The 14,692-nt window shown below is 53.0% G+C and carries 12 protein-coding genes; 6 read left to right on the forward strand and 6 right to left on the reverse strand.

The features are described from left to right. Window positions 1-24: 24 nt before the first annotated feature. The gene (locus H8B15_RS04385) at window positions 25-711 is read left to right on the forward strand and encodes a porin family protein (protein ID WP_187318457.1); all 687 of its coding nucleotides are present in this window, start codon (window positions 25-27) and stop codon (window positions 709-711) included. A 218-nt stretch (window positions 712-929) separates the two neighbouring features. On the opposite strand, the gene H8B15_RS04390 is transcribed toward H8B15_RS04385, so the two are convergent. The 3 genes from H8B15_RS04390 to H8B15_RS04400 form a co-directional block, all read right to left on the reverse strand. Continuing rightward, a complete protein-coding gene (locus H8B15_RS04390; protein WP_187318458.1) occupies window positions 930-2,537 on the reverse strand; it encodes an Rne/Rng family ribonuclease in 1,608 nt (535 codons plus the stop codon). A 391-nt stretch (window positions 2,538-2,928) separates the two neighbouring features. Next, the gene (locus H8B15_RS04395) at window positions 2,929-3,828 is read right to left on the reverse strand and encodes a tetratricopeptide repeat protein (protein ID WP_187318459.1); all 900 of its coding nucleotides are present in this window, start codon (window positions 3,826-3,828) and stop codon (window positions 2,929-2,931) included. Window positions 3,829-3,906: 78 nt separating this feature from the next. After that, the gene (locus H8B15_RS04400; RefSeq protein WP_185282339.1) at window positions 3,907-4,212 is read right to left on the reverse strand and encodes an HU family DNA-binding protein; all 306 of its coding nucleotides are present in this window, start codon (window positions 4,210-4,212) and stop codon (window positions 3,907-3,909) included. 192 nt (window positions 4,213-4,404) lie between these two features. On the opposite strand from H8B15_RS04400, the gene mutY reads away from it, so the two are divergent. From mutY to recG, 4 genes are all read left to right on the forward strand, one after another. Further along, window positions 4,405-5,490, forward strand: a complete 1,086-nt coding sequence (gene mutY / locus H8B15_RS04405) for an A/G-specific adenine glycosylase (protein ID WP_187318460.1) — start codon at window positions 4,405-4,407, stop codon at window positions 5,488-5,490. A gap of 92 nt (window positions 5,491-5,582) precedes the next feature. Continuing rightward, window positions 5,583-6,008 carry a single-stranded DNA-binding protein gene (locus tag H8B15_RS04410; RefSeq protein ID WP_187318461.1) on the forward strand — a complete coding sequence of 142 codons (426 nt, stop codon included), beginning with the start codon at window positions 5,583-5,585 and terminating at the stop codon, window positions 6,006-6,008. Window positions 6,009-6,248: 240 nt separating this feature from the next. Next, window positions 6,249-6,845, forward strand: a complete 597-nt coding sequence (gene gldD / locus H8B15_RS04415; protein ID WP_187318462.1) for a gliding motility lipoprotein GldD — start codon at window positions 6,249-6,251, stop codon at window positions 6,843-6,845. A 92-nt stretch (window positions 6,846-6,937) separates the two neighbouring features. Then, a complete protein-coding gene (gene recG / locus H8B15_RS04420; RefSeq protein ID WP_187318463.1) occupies window positions 6,938-9,037 on the forward strand; it encodes an ATP-dependent DNA helicase RecG in 2,100 nt (699 codons plus the stop codon). Between the two features lie 58 nt (window positions 9,038-9,095). Here the strand turns inward: recG and H8B15_RS04425 are convergent, their stop codons facing one another. Further along, window positions 9,096-9,344, reverse strand: coding sequence for a hypothetical protein (locus H8B15_RS04425; protein WP_187318464.1), 249 nt, complete (start codon window positions 9,342-9,344; stop codon window positions 9,096-9,098). Between the two features lie 894 nt (window positions 9,345-10,238). Here H8B15_RS04425 and H8B15_RS04430 point away from each other — a divergent pair. Continuing rightward, the gene (locus H8B15_RS04430) at window positions 10,239-11,135 is read left to right on the forward strand and encodes a hypothetical protein (protein WP_187318465.1); all 897 of its coding nucleotides are present in this window, start codon (window positions 10,239-10,241) and stop codon (window positions 11,133-11,135) included. A 199-nt stretch (window positions 11,136-11,334) separates the two neighbouring features. Here the strand turns inward: H8B15_RS04430 and H8B15_RS04435 are convergent, their stop codons facing one another. Together H8B15_RS04435 and H8B15_RS04440 are read right to left on the reverse strand one after the other, a co-directional pair. Next, entirely contained in the window at window positions 11,335-13,122 is a 1,788-nt protein-coding gene (locus tag H8B15_RS04435) for an acyl-CoA dehydrogenase family protein (protein ID WP_187318466.1), read from the reverse strand. 266 nt (window positions 13,123-13,388) lie between these two features. Next, window positions 13,389-14,576, reverse strand: coding sequence for a thiolase family protein (locus tag H8B15_RS04440; RefSeq protein WP_187318467.1), 1,188 nt, complete (start codon window positions 14,574-14,576; stop codon window positions 13,389-13,391). Window positions 14,577-14,692: the final 116 nt, after the last annotated feature.

The following is a 14,692-nucleotide window of genomic DNA, read 5'->3' on the forward strand; positions in this document are numbered from 1 at the left end:
ACTGCCGATAATTCGGCCCGCTCTATGAAAAAACTTCTGCTTGCTCTGGGTGTAACCTTTCTTACTGCTAGCGCAGCTTCGGCCCAGGTTGAAATAGGCCTAAAGGTTTCGCCTTCTATCACCAATCTTCGGGCCGATTCACCCCGTAATGGTACTGGCGCTACTGGCTTTAAAAACGAAAAATCGAAGGTAGGCTTCGGTGGCGGTGTTATCATCGATTACTTTTTCGGCCAGAATTATGCGTTCAGTTCGGGCTTATTCCTAACGGGCAAAGGCGGTACCATTTCCTACCTCGATCCAGCCAAGAACCTGCGCTATGAGCAGAAAATTGGTATTCAATATCTTGAGGTGCCCGTTTCGCTGAAGCTGTTCACCAATGATATTTCTGAAGGAACCAAGGTATATTTCCAAGTGGGCGGCACACTGGCCGGGGCTATATCTGCTCGCATCGACGGCGAGAAATTTTACCAAGACCCTGGTAATAACAATGCCGAAACGCGCGCTAGTAAGCACGTTATCATTCCCGACGTGGGACTGCTCGGTGGTGCTGGTGTGGAATACCTCTTAGGCCAGAGTACTCGCCTGATAGCCGGTCTTTCTTACCATCATGGCATCGTCAACATTGACCGGTATTTTGATAACACTCGAGAATTCAGCAACGTGACGCTGAAGAACAGCGAAGTAGCGCTGGATTTGGGTATTAAGTTTTAGTGTGGCGAATTAAAACGTGTCTGTCATCCTGAGCGCAGCAAAGGACCTTATGCCAGTTGAACGGCTGACGCAATAGCGACTCGTTCTCACATGATAAGGTCCTTCGCTGCACTCAGGATGACAGATATTTTCACGATTTACTCAACAACTGAAAAACCCGCCCTACTCTCGGAGTAGGGCGGGCTTTCTTCTGATCAGGGGAGATTTTCGCAGAAAAATCAGTCCGTTATTTCTATTTCGCGGTCTTGCATCCGGCTCATGGCCGCCGCGGCCGAGTGCAGCTCGATATCCTCGCCGTGCTCGTCTTCGATGCGGTAGTCGGTGAGACCCATGCTCGTGTCCTTCATCACCTTCACCCACTTATAATATTTCAAGTACCACTTCATCTGCCTCGATACCAGACCTTTGGTGTAGTAGGCGTGCAGGAAGGGATGTACGTAGAGCGTAATGCCCGACTGGTTTTGCGTCAGCAGCAAATCATCAATGCTGTTGTCGATTTCGTCGGTAACCAAAATAGAGGCCGAGATTTTACCGGTACCGCCGCAGGTAGGGCACACCTCGCCGGTGACAATAGCCTCAGCAGGTCGCACACGCTGCCGCGTAATTTGCAACAGCCCAAACTTGGTAATGGGTAGAATGGTGAACCGTGCTTTGTCGTGCTTCATCACATCGCGCACGGCGTCTTCCACCTTCTTGCGGCTCTCCGGCGACTTCATGTCAATAAAGTCGACCACGATAATGCCGCCCATGTCGCGCAGGCGCAGCTGTCGGGCTACCTCTTTGGCGGCCAGCATGTTAATCATGAGGGCCGTGGCCTCCTGGTCGCCTTCCTGGTTGCTTTTGTTGCCCGAGTTCACGTCGATGACGTGCAGGGCCTCGGTATGTTCAATCACCAGGTAGCCACCACCGGGCACCGATACCGTTTTGCCAAACAGCGTTTTCAGCTGTTTTTCGATGTTGTGCTGCTCAAACACCTTCACCTTACCGGTGTGCAGCTTGAGCAACCCTAGCTTATCGGGGGCAATTTTCTGGAGGTAGCCGCGCATCTCGTCGTGCAAGGCCGGCGAGTCTACGATGATGGAGTCGAACGACTCGTTGAGCATGTCGCGCAGCATGGAGCTGCTTCGGCCCAGCTCACCCAAAATCTTATCGTTCGGCTTGGCCTTACGCAGGGTTTGGAAGAGCTGCTCCCAATTATCGATCATGCTTTGCATATCCTTATCCAGCTCGGCCACCTCGCGTCCTTCGGCTACGGTGCGGATAATCACTCCGAAGTTATCGGGTTTGATGGACTGAATAAGGCGCTTGAGCCGGTCGCGCTCCGTGCGGCTCACGATTTTCTTGGAAACGCTGATAACGTTTGAAAACGGCACCAGTACAAGGTAGCGTCCTGCCATCGAAATATCGGTGGATAGGCGCGGCCCTTTTGTAGAAATGGGCTCCTTCACGATCTGTACCAGCAACTGCTGGCCTTTTTTGAGCGTGTCGGCTACCTTTCCTACCTTATCAAGTGGCCCTTCAAACTGGAAGGTTTTGAGCGGACCAACGGTAATTTTCTGCGATTGTACGCCTTTCACCCACTTATTCAGCGACGGGAAGTTCTCGCCCAGGTCGCCATAGTGCAGAAAAGCGTCTTTTTGATACCCGATATCAATGAACGCGGCGTTCAGACCGGGCATAACTTTCTTGACCGTACCCAGGAAGATGTCACCAACGGAATAGTTGGTATCGTTGCGGTCGAAGTGATACTCGAGCAACCGCTTATCCTGGAGCAGGGCAATTCGTTCTCCCTCCTGAGTAGAATTAATGATTAATTCGTTACTCAATGGATTAGGTTAATTAAGCAACTCCCTGGCCGGCAAATCCTTATACCATCCGAAACCTGCAAAGGGAAGCCAGTGCACACGGCACCAGCTTCCCTTTCAGGCCACGGGGAAAGCATACGGCTAGCCACTCTCGGGGAATTTATATGAGAGATAGACGAGTGCTTCCTGCGTTGGAAACAGCCGCCAGCAGACCCCGGGAGGCTTACTTCTTCTTATGACGATTCTTGCGCAGACGCTTTTTCCGCTTGTGGGTGGCAATCTTATGACGCTTTCTCTTTTTACCGCAGGGCATGAGTTGATGGGTTAAGGGTTAAAACTTGAATTAGTAGACTTTAGAAACCTCGTACCAGCCGAGGGACGGCAAAGGTACGGATTTCATTTTGTAGCTTCTTTATTGCAGCTTTTGCAGTTGTTCGGCCACTGAAGCAGCTAAGCCAGGGTCGTTGCTCAGGCTTTTGGCCTTGGCAAATGCCGTTTTAGCTTCTTCTTTGGCGCCGGTTTGTGCCAGGGCAACGCCCAGATAAAACTGCCCCTCCACGTTGTTAGGATGGGCGGCTGTTAGCTCCCGGAAACGTTCCACTGCTTTATCGTACTGATTGCTCTGCATCGAGAGTAGCCCGAGGTTGTAGAGCGCCTTTTCGTTTTTGGGATCAGCAGCAATTACTTCCCGCAACAGTGTAACGCCCTGCACTGGGTTGTCGCTGGCCATGTAGGCCATGCCCAGATTAGTTTTTGCGTTCAAATTGTCGGGGTTGTTTTTGAGCACCCGCTCGTACAGCTCTCTTGACTTAGCACCCAGCATCTTGCCCCGCTCGGCGGTGGCCGCAAAGCTGAAGGCTTCAAAATATTCGTCGGCAGCACGCTGCCAGGCTTGCTCGCCAGGACGGGCCAAGGCCACCTGCTCGTAATAATAGCCTGCGCTATCAAACTTTTCGACTGCCTTATATTGCTTCGCCAGATCGGTGGCCAAGCGCAGCTTCGTGTCGCGGTCGGTGGTAGCGTTGTATTGCCCCAATAGGCCGTTGATGCTGCTTCGTTGCTGAGACGTAAGCGACATATGCGGCTGCTCAGCGGTTGCCCCGGCTGGACGGCCATCGGCTTCCACAGAAGCTGTGGAAGGAGCAGCGGCGCCTTGGTCGCGGTTAGCGGTGCGGGCAGCTGTTTGGGCCGTTAGCTCACTTTCACCTTGCTTAGGCTTTACAATTACCTTCGGCAACAGAAACAACGCAATAACCAGGGCAACGGCTACGGCAACAACAGTGAGCTGATGAGAAGATTTTGATTGAGCCATGCAGAAAAAGCAGGCCGTCGGGTTATTGCCTAGGATAGGCGCCCGACGGCTCCGCCGCAATAGTACAACAACAGAAAGTTAGGCGTTAGCCGTTTCTTTGATCTTTTTGCTGTTTTTGATTTTGCCGATGAAAGTTTTCGACGGCTTGAAGCTCGGAATAAAGTGCTCGTCGATAATGATCGAGGTATTTTTCGAGATGTTGCGGGCCACTTTCTTCGCCCGTTTCTTGTTTACGAAGCTACCGAAGCCGCGCACGTAGATGTTATTGCCTTCGGCCATCGAGTCCTTAACTACTTTAAAGAAGGCTTCAACGGTTGCGGACACGTCTGCTTTCTCAATGCCAGTTTTATCGGCAATTTCGGCGATTACTTCTGCTTTAGTCACGCTGGTAAGTGTACTATGGGGTGAAAAAATGTACTGGGCAAGTTCCCGATTCAAGACGTAAGCCTTTGCCCATTAGGCTGTTCGCTTCCGAATTGGGGCCACAAAGGTAGGTTGCTTTTTTGGTTTTCCAATTTTTTTCCCACAATCCCGGCCTCTGTCCTATTTTTTGACAAGTCTTTCTGACTCACTGTTTTGAACAACGTTCCTCCTACTTCTGTTCGTTCCGCTTTCGCAACTACCCTGCTCAACTGGTATCCGCGCCACCGCCGCGACCTGCCCTGGCGCCACACCCGCAACCCGTATGCCATTTGGCTGTCGGAGGTGATTTTGCAGCAAACCCGTGTGAAGCAGGGCCTACCCTACTATCTCGATTTCATCAACTCCTACCCTACCGTGCAGGACTTGGCGGCTGCCCCCGAAGACGAGGTGCTGCGCCACTGGCAGGGCTTGGGTTACTACTCCCGCGCCCGCAACATGCACCATACTGCCCAGCAGGTGGTGCGTGAGTACAGCGGCCAGTTTCCGACTACCTATGCTGAATTGCTGAAGCTGCGTGGAGTAGGCCAATATACAGCCGCCGCCATTGCTTCTTTTGCATTCGATGAAAAGGTGGCGGTGCTGGATGGCAACGTGTTTCGGGTGCTAAGCCGCGTATTTGGCCTCACGCAAGATATTGCCGCACCGGCTAGCCGCAAAGTGTTTCAGCAGCTCGCCGATACACTGATTTCGGCCGATGCACCGGCTGAGTTCAACCAAGCCATTATGGAGTTTGGGGCCATCCAGTGCACGCCCCTAAAGCCGGATTGTTTGTTTTGCCCATTGCAGGCGCAGTGCTACGCTTTTCAGCACGGTATGGTGGCTGAGTTGCCTATTAAGAGCAAAGCTAAGGCAGCCCGCACACGCTATTTTCACTACCTGGTGCTACGCCACGCCGATACACTATATATGCGCAAGCGCACAGGCAAAGACATCTGGCAAGGGCTGTACGATTTTGCCCTGACAGAAACGGATTCGGCTGAACTATCGGCGGTGGAAGTGTTGCGACAGGTAGAAGCTCTGGGTGGTACGATTGTTTCAGATAAAGCTGAAGAGCCTTCGGCAGCCTACCGTCATGTGCTTAGCCACCAAAAGCTGGAGGCCCGGTTTTATCCCGTTCAATTGCAAGCGGCCCTACCCGCTGAAACATTGCAGGAGCTGGGACTGGCAGCTTTTAATGCTGTCGAAATAGACGCCTTGCCGAAGCCTATTCTTATCACTAATTACATTAGCAAAACATAAAATAATTCAGCTAAAAAATTTGGAATATATATTTTCATCTATTACTTTTAGAACAGTAAATACTATGTCACACAGAACAAAAAAGTAACACTATGGCAGGCATCAACAAAGTCATCCTGATTGGCAACCTGGGCAAAGACCCGGAGATTCGGCATCTGGAAGGCGGCGTCAGCGTCGCGAACTTCACCCTGGCCACCAACGACTATTACAAAGACAAGCAGGGCAACCGCGTGGAGCGCACCGAGTGGCACAACATCACTGCCTGGCGTGGCCTGGCCGAAATGGCGGAGAAATACCTCAAAAAAGGCCAACAGGTGTACGTGGAAGGCAAGCTCCGCACGCGCCAGTACCAGGACAAGGACAACCAAACGCGCTATATCACGGAGATTGTGGCCGACGAGCTAACCATGCTGGGCGGCCGCCCACAGGGTGATGGTACTACCCCCGCGGCGGAGCAATCCGCCGCGGCTACGGTCACGTTCCGGCAAGAGCCGGAGCTTGACCAATTGCCGTTTTAACCTCGGCCCTACCCGGCTTTTCTGAGCCTCGGCACGCTGCCGGGGCTTTTTGCGTTGTAGGGGCGGCTTGCAGCCGCCCGTCGTTGCTGATGTTGCTTGAGAGTTGGTACGCCCCGGCAAGAGAGGCAGAGGGTACACTATAATTGATTGATACCTACCACCAGCAAACAACGGGCGGCTGCAAGCCGCCCCTACCGCCTTATCTGCTACCTTTACTACGTGAAATCTGCTCTGCTTTGTATGCCCGTTTCCGCTTCTCTACGTGGCCTTGGCGCCGCGCTAAGCTTTTTGCTGCTGGCAACCAGCTGCTCGTCGGCGCCCGATTACACGCCGAAGCCCAAAGGCTACAACCGCATCGACCTGCCGCCGCACAGCTACCAGCAGTTGGCACCGGGGCATCCGTATACGTTTCAGTATTCGCAGCAGGCGCGCATTCTGCGCGACTCGTCCTACCTGGCGCAACCGCACTGGCTGAACATCTACTACCCCCAACTGCACGCCAACGTGCAGATTACGTACGCTGATTTAAAGGGCAACCAAGCCTTATATAACAAGTTGCTAGAAGATGCCCGCAAGCTCACCAGCAAGCACGAAATCAAAGCCACGGCCATCGACGAAAGCACTATGAAAACGCCGAACGGCATGCGCGTATCGGTGTTTGAGTTACAGGGTGAGGTACCTAGCCAGTTTCAGTTTTATACCACTGACAGCACCCGGCACTTCTTCCGAGGCGCGCTGTATTTCCGCACTGCCACCGCTAACGACTCGCTGGCGCCGGTGATTGAGTACGTGAAGCAGGACGTGGTGAAGCTACTAAATACGTTGAAGTATCAGTAAGTTGGCTGTCAGCTAACAGCCGTTGCTGTTGGCTTTCTGCAAACTCCTTTTTTGAAGCAAATAGCTAACAGCCAACGGCTAACAGCTAGTAGATGAGTAACTTCTTTCAGACTAAAATAGAGTACCTGCGGGGCGTGGGCCTGCAACGAGCACAGCTGCTACAAAAGGAGCTAGGCATCTTCACCTACGGCGACCTGATTCAGCGCTACCCATTCCGCTACCTCGACCGCACACAGTTTTACAACATCGTAGACCTGCACGATGACCTACCCTTTGTGCAGGTGAAAGGCATTTTGCGTAACCGCGAGGTAATTGGTGAAGGCCCCAAGAAACGCATGGTAGCCAAGGTAGCCGACGCTAGCGGTGAGCTGGAGCTGGTGTGGTTTAAGGGGGTGAACTACCTGGAGAAGATTATCAAGAATCACCAGGAGTACATTGTATTCGGCAAGCCCACGATGTTCAACGGCCGCCCTCAGATGGCCCACCCCGATCTGGAAGAAGTAACGGAGCAAAAGGCCGGTCAGAGCTTTTTGCAACCGGTGTACAATACCACCGAGAAGCTCAAGAACTACCACCGTATCGACAGCAAAGCCATCATGCGCATGGTGGCCGATTTGCTGAAGTTGGCCCTGCCCCAAGTAACGGAGACCCTGTCGCCCTACCTTATTCAGCAGTATGGTTTGATGAGCAAGGCCAACGCCCTGCAGCAGATTCACTTCCCGCAAAGCACCGAGCTATTGCAGGCGGCGCGCTTTCGACTGAAGTTTGAGGAGCTATTTTATGTGCAACTCAAGCTCCTGCGCCAGCGCGACCAGCGCAAGGTAGAGCTGGCCGGGCAGATCTTTAAGGAGGTACCCTCGCTGGTGCATTTCTACAAAAACGTGATGCCCTTCGACCTTACTGGCGCGCAGAAGCGAGTTATTCATGATATATATAAGGATTTCTGCTCGGGCAAGCAGATGAACCGCCTGCTGCAAGGCGATGTGGGCTCAGGCAAAACCATCGTGGCGTTTATCTCCATGCTGATGGCTGCCGACAACGGTGCGCAAAGCTGCCTGATGGCGCCCACCGAAATCCTGGCCGACCAGCACTATACTGGCTTGAAGGTCTACGCCGACATGCTGGGCCTAAAAATCGGGTTGCTAACGGGTAGCACGCGCACAGCAGCGCGACGGGTGCTGCACGAGCAATTGCGCTCCGGCGAGATGCACATGCTGGTGGGCACGCACGCGCTGCTGGAAGACGTGGTGCAGTTCCGCAACCTGGGCCTCACCATCATGGACGAGCAGCATCGCTTTGGGGTAGCACAACGCTCAAAGCTATGGCAGAAAAATCCGCACGTGATTCCGCACGTGCTGGTAATGACGGCCACCCCCATTCCACGCACGCTGGCCATGACGCTCTATGGCGACCTGGATGTATCGGTGATTGACGAGCTGCCGGCCGGCCGCAAGCCCATCATCACGGTGCACCGCTACGACGCCAACCGCCTAAAAGTCTTCCAATTTCTGCGCGACCAGATCAACCTGGGCCGGCAGGTATACATTGTGTACCCGCTAATTGAGGAAAGCGAGGCTATGGCCGACTACAAAGACCTCATGGACGGCTATGAGAGCGTGGAGCGGGCTTTTCCGGAGTTTCAGATTAGCATTGTGCACGGGCGTATGACGGCTGGCGAAAAGGACGCCGAAATGCAGCGTTTCGTGGAGCGCAAAACCCAGATCATGGTGGCTACCACTGTGATAGAGGTAGGCGTGAACGTGCCCAACGCCTCCGTAATGGTCATTGAAAGTACCGAGCGGTTTGGCCTCTCGCAGTTGCACCAGCTGCGCGGCCGGGTAGGGCGCGGCGCCGACCAGAGCTACTGTATTCTGATGTCGGGCTACAAGCTCAGCAAGGAGTCGCGCACCCGCATCGAAACCATGGTGCGCACCAATAACGGCTTCGAAATCGCCGACATCGACCTGAAGCTGCGCGGCCCCGGCGACTTGATGGGCACCCAGCAAAGCGGCGTACTGGATTTGTTAATTGCTGACCTAGCCAAGGATGCCCGCATTCTAACAGAGAGTAGAGCTGCTGCTAACCAACTATTGCAGGAAGATCCAACCCTACAATTGCCCCAAAATCAGAACATCCGGACCCATATTGAGTCGTTGCCGGCTACGGCCGTCAATTGGAGCCGTATCAGCTAGCAAAGCTCTCAGGCATTACACAAAAAAGACGACCTAATGGGTCGTCTTAAGGATCTGCTTACTGGTTTACTACTTCGTTAGTGGCGAAATAAGCCGGCGTAATTCGCCAGGGTTGCTGGTTTTCCTGTACCCTCACCACCCGAGGATATAACTGGCGAGTGAAAAAAGAAATTGGTTGCGCGGAGGTCGCTTCTATCGATAATGAATCAGGTGCAATAGTGATAACTGCTTCAGGCGACTGCTGCTTCACGAACTTGCCAACTACAAGTAACCCTGAAAGCAACAACGATTTCGCTAAGAACTTCATAAAGGAAAGGTATTTGTAATCTTTCTGACACAAAGTTGAGACCAACTTCTATGTTAGTGTCTATTTTTTGTATTTAGCCAATCTTATTCTTCAGCACAAAGTCACTTTTTCGCCACTTTTACACCGCACATTTTTCCTTTTCTTGCCGTATCAGACTGCAAAGTAAAGGCATTTTTAGCTAACAGCAGGTAAACAGACGATTAAGCTTCTATGAAACTTAGGCTACGTGACGGCCCATTTTTCATCAGTCCGGCTCGTATACGTAAGCCTCTGATATCTGGCTACTTTTGCACGATACTTTTCACTTCTTTTTTTCCGACCTTCTCTTAACTTCCTTTTTCTGTGAGACTTACTTCATTATTGTTTACTATTATATTGAGCGGTACTTTACTGGCTCCACAGGTGGTACGAGCGCAGAAAACGAAAGCGGTATCGTTTGCATACCTCCCAGAGCCATCTTATGACCGATATAATCAACGGGTCTCTCAAAAAACGCTTCCGCAGTCAGATGGTGGCGTTCTGATTTTAGCACATAAATCAGTTGCGGGCTACGCGGTAGAGCGGTATGATGCCGAGCTAAAACGGGTGTGGAGTACCGATTTACCGCTAACAGCTGAAGAAAGCGTTGAAGGGTTTGGGCAAAGTAGCCAACAAGCCACCGTAGTAATATACCGCAAAGCCAGTGCAGCCCAGCAACTAACGGCTTATACATTTAATCTTAAAACGGGACAAAAAAGTCCCGGCAAGAAATTAATCGAGACCGGTCTGCGTGACCGACGCCCAGGCGTTTCTTTCTCACCTGATGGCACCCACACAGTAGTATGGCGCTACCTCACGCGCGACCAGCAAATAAAGGCTGTTGTTGCCAATGTGTATGATGCGCAGCTTACTCAAGTGAAGGAGCGCACTTACGATTTTCACGATCAGGGCGCTTTTTTCTCGACCACTGTCAACATTGGCAACGATGGTACACAATACGTTACGTTGCTCAGCGACGGGATGAAAAAACTAAGCGTACGGCGCTACCTTAATGCCAGCACGGAAGTTAAGGTGATGTCCGTAGCTTTGGGGGGAGTATTTGGGGGGCAAGAGGTGATGGTGTTCGATACAAAGTTCAGCTTGCAGCCTGATAATACGTTGTACGCTGCTGCCATTTGTACCGAACGTAAAACGGGCCTCTACCACAGTCTGAAAGCCGTTCGATTTGATTTCAATGACGAGGGCGACATGAAGTTTGCACCGGAAGTGAAATTTTCGCCCGAGTATCTGGCCGAGGTCAACAAAGCAACCCAGGGCACTAGTAAGCGTCTGGAGGATATTTACCTGGCGCAACTGCTGCTGAACGAGGACAAGCAGTTAGTCATCATCGCGCAGAAACAATATGAGGAAGGCGGCGAGAACTCACCAATTCACTCACGTGAACTGCACCTATTTGGATATAATGAGTTTTTGGCACCGCGCTGGCACACCATTATCAACAAAAATCAGGTAGCACCGCCCACTGAGGCCTTTACCAGTATTGGTTTCCGCGCCGCCGTATTTGGGCCCGACCTACAGCTCGCAACGGAGGAGACTATTAAAGGAAAGTCTGACCTGTATGTGCGCCACGTGGATATGACGACCGGTGTGGTGCAGGACCCCAAAGGCCTGGGCCTAAAGGTAGCCAACGACCAAAACCTGGCCTACGTGAAAGATTTTACTACCTGGGCCGACGCCAAAACCATTATCGGCGTGAGCCGCCCAAGCAAGAAATCCGCCGCACTGATGCTCAATAAGATTGTGGTGAAGTAAGTCTGAACCACGGATTCGCTCGGATTTATCGGATGACACGGATTTTGTGGACGGCTGATCTACCGTATGATTGATACAGAAAGAGGGCGACCCGTTGGGTCGCCCTCTTTTATTACTGAGTAGGCAATGAACGTATCAGATTAAGCGTTTACGAAATCCGTGTCATCCGATAAATCCGAGCGAATCCGCGGTTCAGATATTAATACACGTATTCGTTCGCCTCGATCAGCTTGGCGGCGATACGGCGGCGGGCTTCCTTAGTATTGAATAGGTCTACCTTCGTGAAGCGCTTGAGACCGAGTGACAGCAGGCGTTGCTCGTCGCCTTCTACCATAGAGGCAATTGCATCCTTACCGGCTTTGTTCACAATATCCACTGCATTGGCGAGGTAGACGCGGGCAATGTCGATTTGGGTAGCCAAGGCCTCTTCGCCTTTCTCGCCAGCTTCTTTCTCCACCCGCAGAAGGGTGCTTTCGGCCACGTAGGTTTTGATGGCCATATCAGCAATATTCATCAGAATTTCCTGCTCTTTGGCCAGCGAGTTCATGTACTTCTGCACGGCTGTACCGGCTACCATCAGAATGGCTTTTTTCAGTTTCTGAATGGTCTTTTTCTCGGCAGCAAACAGGCCGGTTTCCTCTTCTACGTTAAAATCGGGAATAGCCATCAATTCGTTTTGCACCGCCTGAGCTGGGCCCATGAGGTCCAACTCACCTTTCATGGCCTTCTTCAAAATCATATCCACCGAGAGCAGGCGATTGATTTCGTTGGTGCCCTCGAAGATGCGGTTGATGCGCGAGTCGCGGTAGGCGCGGTCCATGGGGTAGTCGGCCGAGAAGCCGTAGCCGCCGTAGATCTGCACACCTTCGTCGGTCACAAAGTCCAGCACTTCGGAGCCTTCTACCTTCAGCATAGCGCACTCCACAGCAAACTCGCGGGCAGCGCCCAGCAGCGCCTCGTTGGCACCCTGACCTTGGGCTAGCAACTCCTGCTCGGTGCGGTAAATGTCCATGCCGGCGCGGTAGATAGCGGATTCTACCGCATAAATACGCACAGCTTGTTCGGCCAGCTTGTGGCGGATGGCACCAAACTTCGAGATAGGCAAATTGAACTGTACCCGCTCGTTGGCATACTTCACGCTCAGATCGGCGGCCATTTTGCAAGCGCCCAAGCAAGCCGCGGCCAGCTTGATGCGGCCAATATTCAAGATATTGAAGGCAATAAGGTGGCCTTTGCCAATCTCACCCAATACGTTTTCCTTCGGTACCTTCACATCAGACAAAAACACCTGCCGGGTAGAAGAACCCTTGATGCCCATCTTGTGCTCCTCATTGCCGAAGGTGAGACCAGGCGTGTCGCGTTCCACAATGAAGCCAGTAAACTTCTCGCCATCGATTTTGGCAAACACAATGAAGACGTGCGCAAAACCGGCGTTGGTAATCCACATTTTCTGGCCGTTGAGCACGTAATGCTCCCTGTCTTCAGTCAGCACGGCTTTGGTTTTGGCACCCAATGCGTCGGATCCGGAGCCGGGCTCGGTGAGGCAGTAAGCGCCTACCCACTCGCCGGTAGTGAGCTTGGGAATGTATTTCTGCTTCTGCTCCTCGGTTCCAAAATACAGAATAGGCAGCATGCCGATGCCCGTGTGCGCTGCAAATGCCACCGGAAATGAGTGGCCGCCCCCTACCCCTTCCGTCACCAGAAGGGCTGTATTGAAATCCATGTCGTAGCCGCCGTACTGCTCGGGAATGCTCACGCCGAATAGACCCAACTCGCCGGCTTTTTTCATTAGATCTTCCATCAGGCCTTCCTCGTGGTTGTCGAGGCGTTCTAGCAGGGGCTGCACTTCACTGGCCACAAAGTCGAGGCACGTCTGGTGCATCATGCGCTGCTCTTCCGAGAATTCGGCGGGCGTGAATACATCCTGGGCGCTGGTTTCTTTGATAATAAACTCGCCGCCTTTAAGGGGTTTCTGCGTTACTTCCATGGTAGGGTGCGGTATGTTCTTGTTGAGTGGAGATTCAGGTAAAATTTATTTAAGTAGTCGGCATGCAGCGTATTTACATCTATACGCTGTCTACCCGCTAGCTGTATCGAAAGGTACAAAAATTTGTTATGCTTGCCGAGTAGTTAACAAAAAGAAAACCCCGATTGGTTCGGGGCCGTCTGTTGTCATTCCAAGCGGAGCGAGAAATCTGAGTAAACGCTGTTGACAGTGTAATCCAGATTCCTCGCTCCGCTTGGAATGACAGGTTACTTCAGCAACTCATAAATACCTGCCACGCCTTGGCCACCGCCCACACAGGCGGTTACTAGGCCGTACTTCTGGCCACGCTGACGCAGCTCATCAAACAGCTGGATAGAGAGCTTGGCGCCGGAGCAGCCCAGCGGGTGACCGAGAGCAATGGCGCCGCCGTTCACGTTCAACTTGTCGGGGTCGATGCCCAACTCGCGCTGCACGGCAATGCTTTGGGAAGCGAAGGCTTCGTTCAACTCAATCAGGTCGATATCTTCGAGCTTCATGCCGGCTTGCTTCAGCACTTTCGGTACGGCTTTCACGGGACCCATGCCCATGATGCGCGGGTCTACCCCTTCGGTGGCATAGTTCACCATGCGAGCAATGGGTTCCAGGTTCAGCTCCTTCACCATGCGCTCCGACATTACCAGCACGAAAGCCGCGCCGTCGGAAGTCTGGGACGAGTTGCCAGCCGTTACGGTGCCGCCCTGCGCAAATACCGGCCGCAGCTTGGCCAGCGCTCCCAAGGAGGTATCGGCGCGGGGGCCTTCGTCGGTGTCTACCACGTAGGAGCGGGTTTTCTTCTTACCGCTGGCAGCATCTACGTAGGTTTCCTCTACCGTGATGGGTACAATCTGGTCTTTGAACTTGCCCTCGGCAATGGCTTTCAGGGCTTTTTGGTGCGAGTTGTAAGCAAACTGGTCCTGGTCTTCGCGGGAGATGCCATAGTCTTTGGCTACGGCTTCGGCCGTCAGGCCCATGCCCATATAGTAGTCAGGGTGAGCCTTGGCGAGCTTGTAGTTGGGCACGGTTTTCCAGCCTACGGTGGGCACCATGCTCATGCTCTCGGCCCCGCCGGCCACGATGCAATCGGCCATGCCGGCCGCAATTTTGCCCACGGCCATCGCAATGGTTTCTACGCCGGAGCCGCAGTAGCGGTTCACGATAAGGCCAGACACATTGAGAGGTAGGGAGAGCAAGGAAATCAGGCGGCCCATTTGCAGGCCCTGCTCGGCCTCGGGCACCGCGTTGCCCACAATCACGTCGTCGATGCGACTCGGGTCGAGGGCGGGCACGGCGGCCACGAGGTGCTTGATGACGTCGGCAGCGAGGTCATCGGTACGGGTGAAGCGGAAGCCGCCGCGTGGGGCTTTGCCCACGGCAGTACGGTAGCCGGCTACGATATATGCTTGTTGGTTAGACATGGTAATTTCTTTTGTCATCCTGAGCGCAGCGAAGGACCTTATCACGCCCGCGCCGCTGGGAGTATGAATGCCGACGAAAGCAGCCGTGATAAGGTGCTTCCTTCGTCAGCATGACA

Origin of the sequence: Hymenobacter citatus (assembly GCF_014333615.1) — a bacterium.
Taxonomy (GTDB): Bacteria; Bacteroidota; Bacteroidia; order Cytophagales; family Hymenobacteraceae; genus Hymenobacter; species Hymenobacter citatus.